Consider the following 17,516-nt stretch of genomic DNA (forward strand, 5'->3'; position numbering starts at 1 on the left):
GCCTTGAGAGTTTGAATATGGACGTTCGCCCCGTAGTTGCCCTGAAAACCCTATGCCGGCGCGGCATCGCGCTGATCCTGGCCAACGCGCTGTTCTGGCAGCCGCTGCTGGCCCAGGCCGAAGGCATTGTGGTCAGCGCCCCAGGCACCACGGTGGGCCAGGCGGGCAACGGCGTGCCGGTGGTGAACATCGCGACCCCCAACGGCAGCGGGCTGTCCCATAACCAGTTCAAGGACTACAACGTCGGCCCCAATGGCGTGATCCTCAACAACGCCACCGGTGCGGCGACCAACACGCAGTTGGGCGGCTACATCATCGGCAACCCCAACCTCAAGGGCGGCGCCGCCAACGTCATCCTCAACGAAGTCAACGGCGGCAGCCCCAGCCAGTTGCGCGGCTTCACCGAAGTGGCCGGGCAGTCAGCCAAAGTCATCGTCGCCAACCCCTATGGCGTGACCTGCAACGGCTGCGGGTTCATCAATACGCCAAGCGCCACGTTGACCACCGGCAAGCCGGTTATCGACAAGGTGGGTCGCCTGGACCACTACCAAGTGGATGGCGGCGTGGTGACCATCGACGGCCAGGGCTTGAACGCCAGCAACGTCGACCGCTTCGAGATCATCACCCGTTCGGCCAAGATCAATGCGCAGATCAATGCGCGGGAACTGACGGTGATCGCCGGGCGCAACGACGTCGATGCCCAAAGCCTGAAAACCACTGTGCGCGCCGATGACGGCAGCACCAAACCTGAACTGGCCATTGACTCCTCGGCGCTGGGCGGCATGTACGCTGGCGCGATCAAACTGGTTGGCACCGAGGCGGGCGTTGGCGTGAAACTCGACGGCACGCTGGCAGCCAGTGGCGGTGATATTCAACTCGACGCCAACGGCCGCCTGAGCATGGCGCAGGCCACCACCACCACCGGGAATATCAACGCCACCGCGCAGCATATCGAGCTGACCGACAAGGTCTACGCCGCCCGCAATGTAGAGCTGACCAGCGCCCAAACCCTGGTCAACCAGAAGAGCGTGGCGGCTGGCCAGCGCATTGAACTCAACGCGGCCACGGTCACCAACGCGGGCATCATCGAGGCGGGTGTACAGGCGGACAACAGCCGCAACGCCAGCGGCGATCTGGTGGTGAATGCGCAAACGGTGAATACCCGTTGCAACCTCCTGGCCAGCCGCAACCTGGCGATCACCGCCGCGCAGGCGCTGACCAACCAAGGCGCGGTGATCCAGGGCACGACCGTCAGTGTGAATACCGCCAAGCTGATCAATCAGGGCGAGACCGCCCGGTTGTACGGCCTGCAAAACCTGACGATCAACGCGCCGGCCATCGTCAATATGGGCGGGTTGATTCGTTTCGGTGAAGGCCAGGTCGCCACCCTCGACAGCGTGTCGGTGGATAACCGTGGCGGGCAAATCGTCGCCAGCGACCTGACCGTCACTGCCGACGCGATCAACAACCGTGGCGGCGCCTTGCACGGCCAGGAACAACTGACCCTCACCGGCAATACCCTCGATAACAGCGCCGACGGCCAGATCAGCGGCAAGCGCCTAAACCTGACCGCCCGCGACACCTTCACCAACCAAGGCGGCCTGGTTGAAGCCAGCGAGCGTTTTGCCCTTGCCGGTGGCCATGTGGATAACAGCGCGGGCGGGCAATTGCGCGGCCTGGGCGCGACGGGCAATAGCATCAACGCCACCCGCCTCGATAACGGCGGTGAAGTGGTCAGCGGTGGCGACCTGGACATCACCCTGAGTGGCGACATGACCAACAGTGGTCATGTGTCGGCCCTGCAGAAGCTCTCGGTGGTAGCCAATAACGTCAGCCAGAATGGCGGGCGCATGGCGGCCATCAACACTCAGCTCAACCTGAGCGGCACCCTCGACAACCTCGGCTTCCTCACGGCGCGCCAGCAGTTGGACATCGCCGCGGCGCAGATCAACAACCGCGGCACCCTGGGCGCCCTGGGGCCGGTGAACCTCACCGCCACCCAAGGCATCACCAATGGCGCCGATTCGCTGCTGTTCAGCGGTGGCGACCTGACCCTGCGCGGCAACAGTTTCAGTAACGCTTATGGCGACGTCTACACCCAAGGCAACCTGACGTTTGCTGCGCAGGACGGCGGGCAGGCGGCGGTGTTCAGCAACCTGTCCGGTACGGTCGAAGCCGAAGGCGCTATCGGCATCAACGCCGCCTTTGTGGAGAACGGCAAGGCCGAGTTCGAGCTGGTGAAAACCGTGACCGCCGGCACCGTGGAATGGCGCTGCGGCCAGCATTGCGGCGGCCATGACTGGTTCAAGCGTGGGCAGGTGAATATCCACCAGACGTTCCTGGAATCCGCGATCAAGGACTCGGCACCGGCGCGTCTTCTCGCGGGCAAAGACCTGTTGATCCAGGGCGACACCGTGCAGAACCGCTACAGCCTGCTGGCGGCCAACGGCAACCTTGCCATTGTCGCCAATAACCTGCTCAACCAGGGCGCCGGCACTCGCACCGGGCAAAACAGCATCGTTATCGGCACACCCGGCAAGATCGCGCGCACGGAATGGGACCAGATGGAGTCCGTCGACATCCCGGCCTTCAATGCCCTCGGCGCGTTCGATGCGGCGAAGTTTGCCGCCCTCAAGGCCAGGTCCTCCGACAGCCGTTTCGAAGAGCAAAGCAATGTCACGGCATGGACCGTCAACGATGGCCTCGCCTACAGCGCCACCCTGCAAGCCGGTGGCACCGTTGACCTCTCCAAAGTCGCCAACAAGGTGCAAAACGGCACGCTGCTGGAAAACCAGAAAGAACAACTGACTGGCAGCCTCGACAACGACCAGACCGGCATCCCCGCCGGCGGCATCGATATCAACCTCAACAAGCATGCCGACGACACCGGCGCAGCGTTCACCGCGGTCGACCCCACCACCTCGCCCTACTTCCAATTGCCCAAGGGCGATTACGGGATGTTCGTCAAAAACGTCGACCCCACCAGCCATTACCTGATCGAGACCAACCCGGCATTCGCCAGCGCGGCGGGCTTTTTCAGCTCCAACTACATGCTCGACAAGCTCGGCTACAGCGCGGACACCGCTTGGCGCCGCCTAGGTGACGGGCAATACGAAACCCGCCTGATTCGCGACGCCGTACTGGCGCGAACCGGCCAGCGTTTCCTCGACAGCGACCTGCAAAGCGACGCCGACCAGTTCCGTTACCTGATGGACAACGCCCTCGCCAGCAAAGACGCCCTGAGCCTGAGCGTCGGCGTATCCCTCACCGGCGAGCAAGTGGGCGCGTTGACCCACGACATCGTGTGGATGGAAAACCGCGTGGTCGACGGCCAGAGCGTACTGGTGCCGGTGCTGTACCTGGCCCAAGCCGAATCGCGCAACGTGCGTGGCAGCAGCCTGATCCAGGGGCGCGACCTCAACCTCGTCACCGGCGGCGACTTGCTCAACGTCGGCACCCTGCGGGCCAGCAACAACCTCACGGCCGTCAGCAACGCCAATATTTACAACGGCGGCCTGGTCGAGGCGGGCAACAACCTCGGCCTGTTGGCCCAGGACAGCATCCGCAATGCCATGGCTGGCGAGATTCGCGGCACCCAGGTTCATCTTGCCGCCGTCGAGGGCGATATCACCAACGACAGCACCGCGATTCAAGTGCGTGACGGTGCCGGCATGCGCACCCTTACCGATGCCAGCACCAGCACCATCAGCGCGCGCCAAGACCTCACGATGGAAGCCGGTCGCGACCTGATCAACCGGGGGGCGCTCGCGGCGGGCAATGACGCCAATCTCACGGCGGGCCGTGACCTCAACTTGATGGCCGTCAGCGATACGAGCGTCAAGCATGAGTTCAGCGACGGCGGGCATAAATCCAGCATCACCACCGACGTGAAAAACATCGCTGCCACGGTTACGGCGGGCGGCAATATCAACATGAAGGCCGGGCAAGACGTCACCGTCATCGGCAGCACCGCCACTGCCGGAAAAGACCTGAACATCGAGGCCGGGCGCGATTTCAACGTGACGTCGGTCAGCGATATCCACAACGTCGAAGGCAAGGAAAAACACGGCAAAAAACGCATCAAGACCGAGGATGAGCAAACCACCCAAGTCGCCAGCGTGTTGACCGCCGGTGCGAATTTCACCAGCCAGGCTGGGCGTGATACCACGCTGATCGCGAGCAAGATCAGCGCGGGCAACGAGGCGTATCTGTACAGCGCTGGGCAGACGAACCTGCTGGCGGCCGAGAACAGCACGCACACGCTGTATGACATGAAACAGAAAGGCAGCTGGGGCGCGAAAAAAGCGCAGACCGATGACGTTACCCGCACCACCCAGATCGGCACCGAGATCAAGACCGGCGGCAACCTGACGCTCAAGAGTGGCGGTGATCAGCGGTATGAAGTCGCCAAGCTAAACAGTGGCAACGACATCATCCTCGACAGTGGTGGTGCGATTACCTTCGCCGGGGTCAAGGACCTGCACGACGAGAGTCACACCAAGAGCAAGAGTGACCTTTCGTGGTTCAGCGCCAAAGGCAAAGGCAACACCGATGAAACCCTGCGCCAGAGCGAACTTGTTGCCCAAGGGCAACTGGTTATCAAGGCGGCCGAAGGCATTCGCATCGATGTGAAACAGGTTGACCAGCAGACGGTCAGCCAGACCGTGGAGGCGATGGTCAAGGCTGATCCGAACCTGGCGTGGCTCAAACAAGCCGAGGCGCGCGGGGATATTGATTGGCGCCAAGTGAAGGAGATTCACGACAGCTTCAAGTACGACAACTCCGGGCTGGGTGCCGGTGCCAAGATTGCAATTGCGATCATGATGGCGGCGATTATGGGGCCGGTGGGTTTCGGCTTGCAGGGGCCCATGCTGGCGGTATCGACCAGCCTGAGTACGACAGCCGTCACCAGCACCATCAACAACAAAGGCAACCTGGGTAAGGCGTTTAAAGAAACGGTCAGCGCCAATAGCCTAAAAAATGCGGCGGTCGCAGGCTTTACGGCAGGCGCCCTGGAATACGCCGACACCAACTGGTTCGGTGGCACAGACAGCGCCAGTGCGAGCACCGTCCAGGGTGTGAGCCCGAGCGCGGGGTCTACCGTGGCGGTGTCCAACTCCTCCAAAGATATCTTCACCTGGACGGCTGCCGGTGATATCGCCCTGCGCACCGGCACTCGGGCGGTTATTTCCAGCGGCATTTCGACATCCATCCAGGGCGGCAGCTTCGGCGACAACTTCAATGCCGCGTTACTCGGGGAAGCCGGCAACGTGGCAATGGCCACGGGCTTTAACTGGGTGGGCGATACCGTCAAGTTCCCGGATGGCAGCGTTCAGAAAATCGTCGCGCATGCCTTGATGGGAGGCTTGTTGGCCGAAGCCACCGGCAGTGACTTCAAGACCGGCGCAGCGGCCGCAGGGCTGAACGAGGCCCTGATCAACCAGCTTGATTGGGCCGCACGGGGCAATGACGACATGACGTTGATGCTCTCCCAGTTGACCGGTTTGGTTGCTGCGGCAGCCGTCGACGGAGACCTGGAAAAGGGGTCGCAAATCGCGCTTAAAGCCTCGACCTTCAACTGGCTGACTCACCGCGAAATCCAAGACGCCGACAAGGCCAGGGCCGGTTGTGGTGCGCTCGGCGGGGGAGCGGGTGAGTGCGAGAAAAAAATCATCAAGGCCATGGACGAGCTGGATAAGTCCCGAAACCTCGAGATGTTCGACTATGAGCGCTCACTGCAGGCCACGGCCTACCGTGAAGGCATGACGCAGGACGAGTACCGCGCGGGGTTGGTCGGCTACTTCAATGGCGTTGACCCAAGGGACTTGGTGTTCACCGGCTATGCGCCTGCCAATGAACTGGGTTACCAAGCCAATGCCCTCGGTGGTCATGTGGTGGACTACGCCTCCGAGTTGCCGTCGCGATTCACGGCGGGGCTTGAGGGGCTGATCAACAACTACGACAAAATCCCGGGTGCTATTGCGCAGTCGGCCAAAGATGGCGTCGATTGGTTCACCAGCCCGATTCCGGGGCAGGCCATTGCCCGAGCGGAAGACAAGCTGGTGTTCTCCACCCCTGAGCAATTGGGTGAGATGGCGTTTGATACGACGCTGGGCACGGTGACCGGTGCGATTGGAGGAAAGACACTTGAGTGGGTGGCGGGGCGATTGATCCCACAAGCAGGAACACTGGCTGGCAGTGTGAAAGGCACGGGTGCGTTTCTTGAGGGGGCAGAAGGAGGTTCTGGGTTTGGTAAGTTGGCAGATCGGCAGGTCAAGGTCTCGGCAAAAGGACTGGATATTGTCGAAACCCACTTACAACAATTCGGATATGTTCCCGAAAATGATCTTATGATTACACGACTTCGCACCGCGTTGACCGAGGGCAAGCCCGTGAGTGGCGCAGATGCGAGTTTCTATATTCATGAAGTTTCAGAGTCGACGATGATGAAAATAGGATTAGAGTACGACGCTGCCCACCAAGGAGCGCTTTCAAAGTACCAAGTGTCACCCTTTAGTGTTTATCATCCGGAAGTGATTAAAGCCGTCAACACGGCTGAGCCTGGGTCGTTCAATGGAAGCTGGTTGAAGTTTTGGAGCGAGCGACAATGATCAGTGGCAGCATTGGAAAATACGGAAAGTTTCGATTATGGCGCAATGTGTGCCAGACCACAGGTTGCAAAGTATCAGGTGATGACGTCACGGGCGTTAACGGCTTGGTACTGGAAGTGATGATTCCTCGTGGTGCGCGCGTTTTATACGGATTGCTCGGCGTACATTATTCTGCTGCTGAGCCTGTGACGTGTGGCGTTGATGCATTAACAGAGAACGCCCGTCGTTTTTTAATGGATGAAAATTTTTTGGTTGCAGGTTTTGATTCTGTCTGTGTGGGTTTGCCCAAACTGTATGAAGAGGCCGCGAGAGCTGGTTTTACACGCGCTTCAAATAACGGAGTTGAAATAGAAGTTGACCGTTTAGAGATGGTTTACGCTGCTTATGGCGAAGTCTCATCGAGTGAGCAAATTTTTGAAAAGATAGGGTTCGTGCTGGCGAGTTTGATGTCTGGTTCTTGCGGCGGTGATGTTGAGGGGGCGATTAATTCAATGCTCAACGCGCAGTGAAGCAAACGTAAAGGCTCGGGAGTGTCAGGCAGGGTTAGGTCCTGAAAAGAGATAGGTGTCTGGAATGAACAAGGACGTATACGAACGACTGCATTTTGTCCCTGTGCATGCAGATTATGCGGTTGATGCCACGGATTTAGACCCTGAGGATATACCGGCTAGTAGAGTGGAAGGTGTCCTTGAGTTATTGAGTTGCGACGACCCCAACATAAAATTTTCTGCATCAAGGTTGCTGACCAGTTGGGGATACAGAGAGGGGTTGAAGTCACTCTCGGAAGCATTCTGCGTTCCGCACGAATTCGAGGGGATTGAAGTCCATAGGCTGCATGGCTATGACGAAACATTCAAGTTTGGATTGGCCGCGCTTGTTGGGTACTTTGCTCGCTTATCGGACAGGGGAGCGGGAGAGGCCGCAAGAGCCGAGATGGTTGAACCGATTAAAAAGATCATTCAGTTATCGAATAGTCGTCCGTTTGAAATCTCCGGGTTTTTCTGGCTGGTAGAGGACAAGAAGTTCTTTGAGTATGTTCCGGCCTTGCGTGAGCATTTGTGCTTGATCGCGCAAGCACCCAGTGTGCATGGGTGGAAGATTTATGATGTTTTGAATCTTTTGCTCAAGGTGGATCACGAATTCGCCAGCGATTTTTTGCGAAAAGCACACAAGACGTTAGATGAATTTAAATTGAGCGGGAAATAAGCGTTGGGGCGATCCGCTCTAGGGTGAACGGACGATAAGTTCAATGCTTGAAGAGGCATTGAAGTAAAGGTGGCGCATTCATGACTCATTACAGGCTGGGGTTTCGACACAGGCCCAACTGTGCAGAACCTATACAAGAAAAACACACCCATTTCCTCACGCAGTTGTCTGGTCTGGGGGCGCCGTGGGATCTGGCGGGTACGCCGCAAGTGCCGGATATTGGAGGCGAGCTGGTGGTCTCGGTGTCGTTGGACAAGCAACTGCCTGCGGGCGTTAAAGGTCGAGTGACCTACGCCTTGCGAAATCAGCAATACCTGCAAGACGATGCCCAGTTTGATGACACGCTGTTCATTGAGTTTTTCGGTAATAAACTCGATTACTCAGACCTGTTGGCGCGGGTGTTTCCCGCTTATATCAAAGCGTTTGGCGCCTACCGCGCGACATTGCATGATTGGAGCGTCACCCGACGTGACTGGCCCATGGTCGTTGAGGCGTGTGACGCCACAGGTAAAGACGTGAACGGGCGCGATGGCGTTTTTCGTATAGACGCTGCTAACTATTTCGATCAGGAGTTGTGCGCCCGCGCGTTCGCGAAAACGCCTCAGCAGATCGTTGAATGCCTGGACGGGCATGTGGATAACGTTGCCGAATTCGAGCGGGGCGTCTTGATCATTATTGGCGACAGACCACTGTCCAGTGATGAACTGATGCGTGCGGGCGAACGATTGAAAGACCTTCTGAGTTAAGTCATCAAATTGAATCAGTCAAGATGAAGAATAAGCACGTGTTCGAAGCCTTGATTAAGGCTATCCAGTCCTCTGAACAGTATGAGGGCAACTTCGGTTACGCCATTGGCGATGCGAGTGCTGTGTTAAGCCGCGTTGATGAGCCAGACCACACCGCTGTCCCCAGCGACTATTTGGCTTTTCTTTCAGCCTTCGGCTTTGGTGAGCTGGACGCCGCTTTTCATCTGGATGACGGCCCCGAGCACTATTCGACGCTCTCGGGTCGTGAAATAGCAGGTGGCGACGGGCTTTATGTTTTCGGCGGTAACCAGAGCGATCTGCTCTACGCGTTCAATTCAAAAAAGGGTTGGCAGGTGGTGCAAATCAGTTGTGAACTGGACGAAATCGAACCCGTCGCCTCGAATTTCTCTGACTTCATCCTGGAGAAGTTGACGTATATCAACGCCTTGGTTGAATGGCGCGCTGCCAATTAGTGGTTGAAAGACCAGGTGCACAGGTAACCCCATGAATGTTAAAGCCGCACTCGAAGCACTGGCGTTACCCGATACGCTGCTGGCTTGTGCAGAAGGGCGCATCAGCCCGCCGATTTTCACACTGGATACGCCTGCCCAGTGGTACGGCTTCCCGCCTGCATTGATTGCGTTATGGAGTAGCGGATCTCGCCCGTTCTATATCGGGTACTGGAAGCACTGGTTTATTGATCGTGAGCCCTGCTTCGTGAAGATGTACGTGGCCTGCGAGCACATGACGGTCGAGATCGCGCGCACCCCTGCGCAATTGATGGGCGTTCTGGCCATGATGTCCATCGGCGTGGAAGACGGCGTCACCCCAGAGCTAGAGCAATTTGCCCAAGCGGTAGGGCTTGATTGCCTGCCAGCGCTGGAGGCGCAGTCGCTGAAAACCGGCGACGACCCCCAGGGCTTTGCCAACGTTGCGTTGTTCAGCCAGAAGACATCGCTGGAAAGCATCGTCGACGGCGCGGCGCCTTACACCGGCGACTTCCCCAACCCGCTCGACTCAGGCCGGGACTGGTGGGAAACCAGTTGCTCCTTCGAAATCCTCGACCGGCCGATGCCCATGGCCGCCCATGGGCAGTTGCCTGCGTGGTTTGATCCGGATCGCGAGAAAAAGCCGCTGTTCGACGACTACCTGAGCGCCGGCCGCCTGGATTATGCGTGGCTGACCTTGAACTCCACCGGCTGGTCGATCACCGATGCACGCCAAGCGCTAGTCGCGTTGCAGGCACGGGCTGACGACCGAGGATTCGATGCGGTTGTGGCTTATTGGTTGTCGGTGGCAGATGTCAGTGCGGGGGGGTACTAAACCGTGATGAGCGTTATTCCCTTGCGAAAGTTTGCTTTGGCGTTAGGCCTTTTTAGCGTTGTTTACGGCGTTAGTTTATTTGTGGCCGTGCTGGTTTCCGGCTTTGTCGGCGTGCTGTTAAAGACCTCCGACGCTTGGGTGTATTTCTGGATCGGTGCGCCGCTGTCTGTGGTGTTGACCCTCTACTGGACTGTCAGCCAATGGAGCTACGTAAAAGATTTTTTGGCCGGGCGCAGGGACTGCTAGCGCCTATGAAAAATGACCTGACAGATGGGCAATTGGACCCTACGGCCTATTCGCCGCTGACTTCAGCGTTTGCCGCGGCGACGCCCAATGAACTCAAGGTTTTCTTTGATGCATTCATGCTCAATAAACCCTACTGCCTCGACGAGTTGATTCAGTCGGTTTGGCAAACCCTCGGGTATGAGCAGTGGGGCGCGGACTTTTCTCCAGAATCCCTGGATGCCTTGGGCGAATGGTTTGCTGCGCGGGTTCGTGAGCGCGCGCAGCGCTCACCTGCTGTTGAAACGGGGTTCGAAGACGTAGCGTCCTTGGCTGTCGCAGTGGGCATGTACTACGGCGAAGTGGCGGTCAGAAATAACCCGCCACTGGGTTGGCACGCGTTGAACGGCAGCAAGCGGCAAGCCGATTACGGTCAGCCCGTGGTGTCCAGCGCGGGCAACCTGCCCACCAATCCCGTGCGGGTTGCGCAGGCCTTTGCCAGCGGCATTGCCGACGGCTCGAAGGCCGCCGGTCGACTTAGACAGACTTACGATTACTGGATGCAATTGATCAAGGGCATTCCATGAGGCCGGGCGCAGGGGGCGGATGATGATTCAATGGTCTGTGTTGCGTGCACTTATAGCGGGCAGTGACGTTGACGTGTCCGAGCAGGCGCTATCCCTCATCGACGAGGGCGTCTACAAAGTTTCAGAGACTCAATATTGCCTGGCTGATGTCCATATCGAGAGCGGGCAAAAGCGGCTGGTATTGGTGTCATGTGTTTGGGCGGTCAGTGAGGCGGCATTTCGACGAGCCTATTCGTTCGACGTCGAAGCTGACGATTTGGCGCTCGGCGCGCCCCCGGTTGAGTTACTGCCAAATGGCGCTGCGCCCACCTACGGTCAAATAAAACGTGCCTTGGCGGCTGTGGGGATGGTGATGGAGCACGCCTCCTACCGTGTGATGTCCGACGGCGATTTTATTCATCGAAGCCTGGAAAACGCCGACGCGACCTATCATTTTCGTTCGCGTGACGACGTGGACGATGAGCCGCCTTATGCGATTGTGTGGAAGTGTCGCGCGGTTAACCAGAGCGCTCAAAAATAAGTGGCGAGGTGTGGTGTGGAAAAGGCAGACGAGCTACTGGCTCGACGGATGACTGAGTTTGAGACCTTCAGGGCCGAGCGTTTGCCGGTGCTGCATGAGTTCTGTAAAGCGCTCGGGTTTGATCAGCCGCACGAGGTCTTGATTGAACCCAACAAGTTTTTGCCGCTGCTGGACCGTGGTCTTCAACACGCGGTGATCAGCGAAGAAAACCGGGCATGGTTGGTGACCCGTATCGGCTATTACATCGGCGAGTATCTGATTTCCCTGCTGGGCGGCTACTGGCTGGTGGATCTAGATCCCTTGTCCCCATCCTTCGCCAGGTACGTGGTCGGCGACTTTTCATGTGAGGGGGCAAACACTGAAGTCATTGACCCCTTTGAAATAGCGCAGCGTTATGCAACGACGCCGGAGCCACGTTTTTTAAGGCAAGAGATCGAAAAGCAGCTGATCTGAGCGTGCTGCGTCGATGCACAGTTTTTTCCAATCGCTTTACAAGGATGATCCATGAAACCTGGGAAATTTCCCCTTCTAGCCTTCCTGATGTCTTGCCTGGTGGCGGGCTGGGGGCTGGTCTACGTCGGCCGTATCAAATGGGCCATTTGGGTCGCGGCATTTATGTACACCGGTGTGGTGTTGCTCGGTGTGTTTGGCCTGAGTGCTTCACCTGTCGGGCTGTATGTGCTGTTCGGCTTCATTGTTGCGGTCAAGCTCGCTTCGGCGATCGTGTCGGCGAGGTTGGCCCGTCGCTATAACGGCCCAGCGGATGTGCCGCGCAAGCGTTTCCATGCGCTGTATGTGGGCGTGCTGATCGTGATCACCTTCATGTTGATGGAGGTGTTTCGGGTGCCGTTGATGGGGTTCAAGACCTACTACATCCCAAGCGGTTCGATGGCGCCGACAGTGTCAGTGGGTGACTACATCGTGGTCGATCTCAAGATGGGCGCACCCAAGGTCGGCGATATCGTGGTGTACCGCTGGAACGGCACCGAAGCGGTCAAGCGCGTGGCCGGTGTGGGCGGCGACACCTTGGCGATCGTCAACGGCGAGTTGATTCACAACGGCGACAACCTCGGCTTGTTCCATGCCCCGGCAGATCGGGTCGAAGGCCCGGCGTCGATGACGCTGGCACCGGTCAAGGTCGAGCCGGGGAACGTCTATCTGTTGGGCGATAACCGCTACAACAGCAATGACAGCCGCTTCATGGGGCAGGTAGCGGTTGAGGATGTGGTGGGCAAGGTAACGGGGATCTGGTTTTCCGAAGAGCGGCCGCGCATTGGCACCCGCTTTCCCTGATTGTGATGAGCGGGCTTGGCCCGCTCATCACAGGTTTACAAGAGCTTGCGCTGTACGGCCTCATCCAGCGTACTGCGCGTAAGCGCTTCCACCACTTCCCGGCCGTCAGTCTGGAACGGGATGCCGACGATCAGCACCAGGTGCATCCAGGTGCGCACCGATTCACTCTTCTTGACCCGGCCCAGCTCTTTGCCGTCTTTGTCTTTGAACACCGTTTCCAGGGTGAAGACGTTCTTCGCCGTGGTCGGGATGATGAAGAACGTCGCGCCGGTGATGATCGCCGAGGCCACGCTGAACTGTTCGTTGTTGTACAGGGTGGCATCGGCGTAGATGTCCGAATCGACCTTGTCTGTGCTTACCCGCGAAAAGCGCTCGGACTGGCGAAACGAATCGGCCACGGCTTTTTCCCACAGCGCCGCCGGTTTGCCGGCTGCAGCATTGGCCGGGCCGCCGTTGGCTTGGTTCAGCGTGGTGGTGCGTACGTACGCCGTCGGTTTTTGCGCCGCTGTGTTGGCGGTTGGCGGCCAGGTTTGCACGGCCGGCAATTCGTGTTGCGAGTAGGACACGCAGCCGGTCAGCAAGACCGCGGCGAGCACCAGGCTGTGCTTGATCAATCCTTTCATGGGTTACTCCTTGGGTAATTTGGCGGTGGCGGAATCGAGCAATTGGGTCACCAGCTCATTGAGCTGTTTGGCACCCATGGTCGGCGCCCAATATTCGCGGCCGTACAGGCCCACGTTGCGTTCGAACTTCACCTCTTCCTTGGCGCTGGCCAGTTCCTTGCCGTTACGGTCGACGATCACCAGGTTGCCGGCCACGTCGAAGGTGTCGACGTAGATCGGGCCGTTGACCCAGATCCAGATGGTCAGCGTCAGCAACGCACCGGGGAAGTAGCCTGGGTGCGGCCCACGGTGGCCCTTGAGGGAAGTCATGTTGAATTTGAGCAGTACATCGTCTTCACCCAGGCGCGTGGGGTATTCGGTGACCTGCTTGAAGTAGCCGGCGCTGCGCACGTATTGATTGAGCTGCACGGTAAGAGAGCGGCTGATTGCGGTCTTGTTGGCGTCGTTAACGTCGGTGTCGGTCACCGCCACATCGGCGATTTGCGCACTGCGCGCGCTGGTGGTGGCAGCGGGGTGGGACGGGGCGCCGATGGGGCCGGTGACGGTGTAGGACACACAGCCGGTCATGGACAATGCAGCGGCGAGCGCCGTCGCCCGGAAGAGGGTTTTCAACACACTATTTCCCTATAAATGAACGAACCAAATTACTGTCTCGACCGGGTTGTGCAGAACTTGAGGAATGTGCGCCAGCGCATGGGCCTGTGTAAAACAGCTTGAGAAGCCCTCTCAACTCCGTAAAATGCCGCGATTGTTTAAAACACGATACTTCTCAGGGATGACACCAGATATGCGCGGGCCCGCCATATTTCTCTTCGTTTATCCTCGACCCTCCATGCCATACGTCATCCCGCCAGTTTGATTGGCCGCACCAGATCTTTCACTCCAGGAGCTTCATGTGAAAACACTGTCCAAAATCCTGCTGTCGGGCCTTACCGGCGCCGCGCTGTTGACCGTGGCCGGTTGCGCCACGGAGAGCAATCGCGCACTGCCGGTTGAGCAAGTGGCCAGCGCCAGCGTCGCCTATTCGGGCGTGCGCGTGCCGATTGCCGTGGGTAAGTTCGATAACCGCTCCAGCTACATGCGCGGCATCTTCTCCGACGGCGTTGACCGCCTCGGCGGCCAGGCCAAGACCATCCTGATCACCCACCTGCAACAGACCAACCGCTTCAGCGTGCTGGACCGCGACAACATGGGCGAAATCTCCCAGGAAGCTGCGATCAAAGGCACCGCGCAGAAGCTCAAGGGCGCTGACTATGTGGTGACGGGCGACGTGACCGAGTTCGGTCGCAAAGAAACCGGCGACCGCCAGCTGTTCGGCATCCTCGGCCGTGGCAAGACCCAGGTGGCTTACGCCAAAGTCGCGTTGAATATCGTCAACATCAGCACCTCCGAAGTGGTGTATTCCACCCAAGGCGCCGGTGAGTACGCCCTGTCCAACCGTGAAGTGGTCGGCTTCGGCGGCACCGCCAGCTACGACTCCACCCTCAATGGCAAGGTCTTGGACCTGGCCATGCGCGAAGCCATCAACCGCCTCGTCGACGGCATCAACGCCGGCGCCTGGAACCCGCGCAACTGATCAGCAGCACCTCAAGGAGCAGTACAAGGATGAGCAAGGCAGTCAAGTTGGCGCTGATGCTGACAGCAAGCGCAGTAGTCGCCGGGTGCCATACGGCGCCCCAACCCCTGTATCAGTGGGAAAGCTACCAGCCGCAGGTTTACGAGTACTTCAAGGGCGAGCCCAAGGAAGCGCAGGTCGAGGCGCTGGAGCGGGATCTGCAAAAGATCAACGCCAGTGGCCGCAAGGCCCCGCCGGGCTACCACGCCCACCTGGGCATGCTGTACCTGAGCATGGGCAAGGATGACCAGATGGTGCAGGAGTTTCGCACCGAGAAGGCGTTGTTCCCCGAGTCCACTGCGTACATGGACTTTTTGCTGAAAAACGCCAAGACCGGAGTCGCCACTAAATGAGCCTGTTGAAAATCACCGGCGCCTTGCTGGCCCTGGCGTTGCTTGGCGGTTGCGCCGCACCCAAGACCGTTGACTACACGGCGTACAAACAGGCACGGCCCAAGTCGATCCTGGTACTGCCGCCGCTCAATGAGTCGCCGGAAGTGCAGGCGTCCTACAGCCTGGTCTCGCAAGTCACCTACCCGTTGGCCGAAGCCGGCTACTACGTGCTGCCTATCGCCCTGGTGGACGAAACCTTCCGCCAGAACGGTCTGACCACCGCCAACGATATCCAGGCCCTGCCACCGACCAAGCTGCATGACATTTTTGGTGCGGACGCGGCGCTGTATATCACTGTGACCGAGTACGGCACCAAGTACATGCTGATCGCCAGCGACACCGCCGTGACGGCCTCGGCCAAACTGGTGGACCTGCGCACCGGCACCACCCTGTGGACCGGTTCGGCCCGCGCCTCCAGCGAGGAAGGCAACAACAACGGCGGCGGCCTGGTGGGCATGCTGATCACCGCAGCGGTCAAGCAAGTGATCAACAGCTCCACCGATGCGGCTCACCCGATTGCCGGCATCACCAGTGCACGCCTGCTGTCGCCGGGGCAACGCACGGGCATTCTGTACGGCCCGCGCAACCCGAAATACGGCACTGACTGATCAACACCACCCATCAAATGTGGTGTTATCGGAATTGGGGTTAACCCGAATCCTGGCTACCTTGCGTCTGACCTTGTGAACGGATCATTCATTCACGAGGTTCAGCCCATGTCCCGTCCTCTGCTCTTCCTGCGTCCTGCCGTCCAGGGCTTTACCGTCACCTTGCTGGTAACGCTGGCCGGCTGTGGGCTGCCTTCTTCCCATGAGGAGGCCAAGCCGCCTTCCGTGGTTGTACCGGCAACCGAGCTGCACAGCGCGCCGGTACAAGGGGCCTTGGCTAAACGCATGGCAATGCCCGCGCCGATGAGGATGCAGGAGTCGGCGGCGATGGACTACCGCAGCGAGCCCCGCGAACAGTACGAAAACCTGCCGGACAACCCGGTGCATCGCGTGGTTGAGACGCCGGTGTCCACCTTCAGCGCCGACGTCGACACCGGCAGCTACGCCAACGTAAGACGTTTCCTCAATCAGGGCAGCCTGCCGCCTGAGGGAGCTGTGCGACTGGAGGAAATGGTCAACTACTTTCCCTACAGTTACCCGTTGCCCACCGATGGCTCGCCGTTTGGCGTCACCACCGAAGTCGCCGCCACACCCTGGAACCCACGCACCCAACTGCTGCGTATCGGCATCAAGGCCTCCGACCGTGCCGTAGCGGATCTGGCACCAGCCAATCTGGTGTTCCTGGTGGATGTGTCCGGTTCCATGGACCGCCGCGAAGGTTTGCCGCTGGTGAAAAGCACCCTGAAATTGCTGGTGGACCAGCTGCGCGACCAGGACCGTGTGTCCCTGGTGGTCTACGCCGGTGAATCCCGTGTGGTACTCAAGCCCACCTCGGGCCGCGACAAGGCCAAGATCCGTAATGCCATCGAGCAACTCACCGCCGGCGGCTCCACGGCAGGCGCGTCCGGTATCGAACTGGCTTACCAGATGGCCCGCGAAGGCTTTATCGACAAGGGCATCAACCGCATCTTGCTGGCCACCGATGGTGACTTCAACGTGGGTGTCAGCGACTTCGATAGCCTCAAGCAAATGGCCGTCGAGCAGCGCAAAAGTGGCGTATCCCTGACCACCCTGGGCTTTGGTGTGGATAACTACAACGAACACCTGATGGAGCAACTGGCCGATGCTGGAGACGGCAACTACGCCTACATCGACAACCTGCGCGAAGCCCGCAAGGTGCTGGTGGACCAACTTAGCTCGACCTTGGCGGTGGTGGCGCGGGACGTGAAGTTGCAAGTGGAGTTCAACCCGGCGCGGGTCAGCGAGTATCGCCTGCTTGGCTATGAAAACCGCGCGTTGAAGCGTGAGGATTTCAACAACGACAAGGTCGATGCCGGCGAAGTCGGCGCAGGGCATACGGTGACCGCGCTGTACGAAATTGTGCCTAAGGGAGAGAAGGGTTGGCTGGAGCCGTTGCGTTATGCCGCTGCGCCCGCTGCGGAAAGTAAATCTACGGAGCTGGCGATGCTGCGGGTGCGCTACAAGCCTGCGGCGGGCGGCGGCAGCAAGTTGATTGAGCGGCCGATCAGCAACGCATCCGCCCAACCCAGCGAAGACCTGCGCTTTGCCGCCGCCGTGGCTGCCTTCGCCCAACAGCTCAAAGGTGATGGCCGCTACACTGGCAACATGAGCCTGCAGGACACCGCTGCACTGGCCCGCTCGGCCCGGGGTGATGACCCGTTCGGGTTGCGCAATGAGTTTGTGCAACTGGTAGAGCTGGCCCAGAGCCTCAAGGCTGCGGCCAAACCGTGAATAAAGGGAGTTAGCCAA

General features: G+C 59.1%; 17 protein-coding genes. 15 read left to right on the forward strand and 2 right to left on the reverse strand.

Annotated elements, in window-relative coordinates; all coding sequences use genetic code 11:
* Nucleotides 1-17: 17 nt before the first annotated feature.
* The 11 genes from ACLD1Y_RS19795 to lepB all read left to right on the forward strand — a co-directional run bounded on the left by ACLD1Y_RS19795 (nucleotide 18) and on the right by lepB (nucleotide 12,508).
* A complete protein-coding gene (locus tag ACLD1Y_RS19795; RefSeq protein ID WP_429479520.1) occupies nucleotides 18-6,611 on the forward strand; it encodes a DUF637 domain-containing protein in 6,594 nt (2,197 codons plus the stop codon).
* Complete coding sequence (locus ACLD1Y_RS19800) at nucleotides 6,608-7,120, forward strand: hypothetical protein (protein WP_429479521.1); 513 nt, start codon at nucleotides 6,608-6,610, stop codon at nucleotides 7,118-7,120. Before ACLD1Y_RS19795 ends, ACLD1Y_RS19800 begins: the two co-directional genes overlap by 4 nt.
* 64 nt (nucleotides 7,121-7,184) lie before the next feature.
* Nucleotides 7,185-7,817: a hypothetical protein gene (locus ACLD1Y_RS19805; protein ID WP_429479522.1), complete on the forward strand. Its 633-nt coding sequence runs from the start codon at nucleotides 7,185-7,187 to the stop codon at nucleotides 7,815-7,817.
* 80 nt (nucleotides 7,818-7,897) lie between these two features.
* Entirely contained in the window at nucleotides 7,898-8,563 is a 666-nt protein-coding gene (locus ACLD1Y_RS19810; RefSeq protein ID WP_429479523.1) for a hypothetical protein, read from the forward strand.
* A gap of 38 nt (nucleotides 8,564-8,601) precedes the next feature.
* Nucleotides 8,602-9,036 (forward strand): SMI1/KNR4 family protein, encoded by a 435-nt coding sequence (locus ACLD1Y_RS19815; RefSeq protein WP_429479524.1) that lies wholly within the window; start codon nucleotides 8,602-8,604, stop codon nucleotides 9,034-9,036.
* 31 nt (nucleotides 9,037-9,067) lie between these two features.
* Nucleotides 9,068-9,886, forward strand: coding sequence for a hypothetical protein (locus ACLD1Y_RS19820; RefSeq protein WP_429479525.1), 819 nt, complete (start codon nucleotides 9,068-9,070; stop codon nucleotides 9,884-9,886).
* Nucleotides 9,887-9,892: 6 nt separating this feature from the next.
* Entirely contained in the window at nucleotides 9,893-10,132 is a 240-nt protein-coding gene (locus ACLD1Y_RS19825; protein ID WP_429479526.1) for a hypothetical protein, read from the forward strand.
* 5 nt (nucleotides 10,133-10,137) lie between these two features.
* Nucleotides 10,138-10,695, forward strand: a complete 558-nt coding sequence (locus ACLD1Y_RS19830) for a hypothetical protein (protein ID WP_429479527.1) — start codon at nucleotides 10,138-10,140, stop codon at nucleotides 10,693-10,695.
* A 22-nt stretch (nucleotides 10,696-10,717) separates the two neighbouring features.
* Complete coding sequence (locus ACLD1Y_RS19835; RefSeq protein WP_429479528.1) at nucleotides 10,718-11,215, forward strand: hypothetical protein; 498 nt, start codon at nucleotides 10,718-10,720, stop codon at nucleotides 11,213-11,215.
* 48 nt (nucleotides 11,216-11,263) lie between these two features.
* Nucleotides 11,264-11,668, forward strand: a complete 405-nt coding sequence (locus tag ACLD1Y_RS19840) for a hypothetical protein (RefSeq protein ID WP_429479529.1) — start codon at nucleotides 11,264-11,266, stop codon at nucleotides 11,666-11,668.
* A 51-nt stretch (nucleotides 11,669-11,719) separates the two neighbouring features.
* On the forward strand, nucleotides 11,720-12,508 hold the full coding sequence (lepB, locus tag ACLD1Y_RS19845; protein ID WP_429479530.1) for a signal peptidase I: 789 nt from the start codon (nucleotides 11,720-11,722) through the stop codon (nucleotides 12,506-12,508).
* Between the two features lie 35 nt (nucleotides 12,509-12,543).
* Here lepB and ACLD1Y_RS19850 read toward each other — a convergent pair whose 3' ends face one another.
* Nucleotides 12,544-13,131, reverse strand: coding sequence for a hypothetical protein (locus ACLD1Y_RS19850; protein ID WP_429479531.1), 588 nt, complete (start codon nucleotides 13,129-13,131; stop codon nucleotides 12,544-12,546).
* Nucleotides 13,132-13,134: 3 nt separating this feature from the next.
* Nucleotides 13,135-13,746 (reverse strand): hypothetical protein, encoded by a 612-nt coding sequence (locus ACLD1Y_RS19855; RefSeq protein WP_429479532.1) that lies wholly within the window; start codon nucleotides 13,744-13,746, stop codon nucleotides 13,135-13,137.
* Nucleotides 13,747-14,026: 280 nt separating this feature from the next.
* On the opposite strand from ACLD1Y_RS19855, the gene ACLD1Y_RS19860 reads away from it, so the two are divergent.
* The 4 genes from ACLD1Y_RS19860 to ACLD1Y_RS19875 all read left to right on the forward strand — a co-directional run bounded on the left by ACLD1Y_RS19860 (nucleotide 14,027) and on the right by ACLD1Y_RS19875 (nucleotide 17,498).
* Nucleotides 14,027-14,707, forward strand: a complete 681-nt coding sequence (locus tag ACLD1Y_RS19860; RefSeq protein WP_429479533.1) for a CsgG/HfaB family protein — start codon at nucleotides 14,027-14,029, stop codon at nucleotides 14,705-14,707.
* 29 nt (nucleotides 14,708-14,736) lie between these two features.
* Nucleotides 14,737-15,099 (forward strand): DUF4810 domain-containing protein, encoded by a 363-nt coding sequence (locus ACLD1Y_RS19865; RefSeq protein ID WP_429479534.1) that lies wholly within the window; start codon nucleotides 14,737-14,739, stop codon nucleotides 15,097-15,099.
* On the forward strand, nucleotides 15,096-15,746 hold the full coding sequence (locus ACLD1Y_RS19870) for a DUF799 domain-containing protein (RefSeq protein ID WP_429479535.1): 651 nt from the start codon (nucleotides 15,096-15,098) through the stop codon (nucleotides 15,744-15,746). The genes ACLD1Y_RS19865 and ACLD1Y_RS19870 overlap by 4 nt, the downstream gene beginning before the upstream one ends.
* Before the next feature lie 108 nt (nucleotides 15,747-15,854).
* Nucleotides 15,855-17,498 carry a vWA domain-containing protein gene (locus tag ACLD1Y_RS19875; RefSeq protein ID WP_429479536.1) on the forward strand — a complete coding sequence of 548 codons (1,644 nt, stop codon included), beginning with the start codon at nucleotides 15,855-15,857 and terminating at the stop codon, nucleotides 17,496-17,498.
* The last annotated feature ends 18 nt before the right edge of the window (nucleotides 17,499-17,516 follow it).

It is taken from the genome of Pseudomonas sp. 18175 (assembly GCF_050432925.1).
Lineage (GTDB): Bacteria > Pseudomonadota > Gammaproteobacteria > Pseudomonadales > Pseudomonadaceae > Aquipseudomonas.

Coding starts and splice junctions, on each gene's coding strand:
- ACLD1Y_RS19795 (WP_429479520.1), top strand. CDS start 18: ATGGACGTTCGCCCCGTAGTTGCCCTGAAAACCCTATGCCGGCGCGGC.
- ACLD1Y_RS19800 (WP_429479521.1), top strand. CDS start 6,608: ATGATCAGTGGCAGCATTGGAAAATACGGAAAGTTTCGATTATGGCGC.
- ACLD1Y_RS19805 (WP_429479522.1), top strand. CDS start 7,185: ATGAACAAGGACGTATACGAACGACTGCATTTTGTCCCTGTGCATGCA.
- ACLD1Y_RS19810 (WP_429479523.1), top strand. CDS start 7,898: ATGACTCATTACAGGCTGGGGTTTCGACACAGGCCCAACTGTGCAGAA.
- ACLD1Y_RS19820 (WP_429479525.1), top strand. CDS start 9,068: ATGAATGTTAAAGCCGCACTCGAAGCACTGGCGTTACCCGATACGCTG.
- ACLD1Y_RS19825 (WP_429479526.1), top strand. CDS start 9,893: ATGAGCGTTATTCCCTTGCGAAAGTTTGCTTTGGCGTTAGGCCTTTTT.
- ACLD1Y_RS19830 (WP_429479527.1), top strand. CDS start 10,138: ATGAAAAATGACCTGACAGATGGGCAATTGGACCCTACGGCCTATTCG.
- ACLD1Y_RS19835 (WP_429479528.1), top strand. CDS start 10,718: ATGATTCAATGGTCTGTGTTGCGTGCACTTATAGCGGGCAGTGACGTT.
- ACLD1Y_RS19840 (WP_429479529.1), top strand. CDS start 11,264: ATGACTGAGTTTGAGACCTTCAGGGCCGAGCGTTTGCCGGTGCTGCAT.
- lepB (WP_429479530.1), top strand. CDS start 11,720: ATGAAACCTGGGAAATTTCCCCTTCTAGCCTTCCTGATGTCTTGCCTG.
- ACLD1Y_RS19850 (WP_429479531.1), bottom strand. CDS start 13,131: ATGAAAGGATTGATCAAGCACAGCCTGGTGCTCGCCGCGGTCTTGCTG.
- ACLD1Y_RS19865 (WP_429479534.1), top strand. CDS start 14,737: ATGAGCAAGGCAGTCAAGTTGGCGCTGATGCTGACAGCAAGCGCAGTA.
- ACLD1Y_RS19870 (WP_429479535.1), top strand. CDS start 15,096: ATGAGCCTGTTGAAAATCACCGGCGCCTTGCTGGCCCTGGCGTTGCTT.
- ACLD1Y_RS19875 (WP_429479536.1), top strand. CDS start 15,855: ATGTCCCGTCCTCTGCTCTTCCTGCGTCCTGCCGTCCAGGGCTTTACC.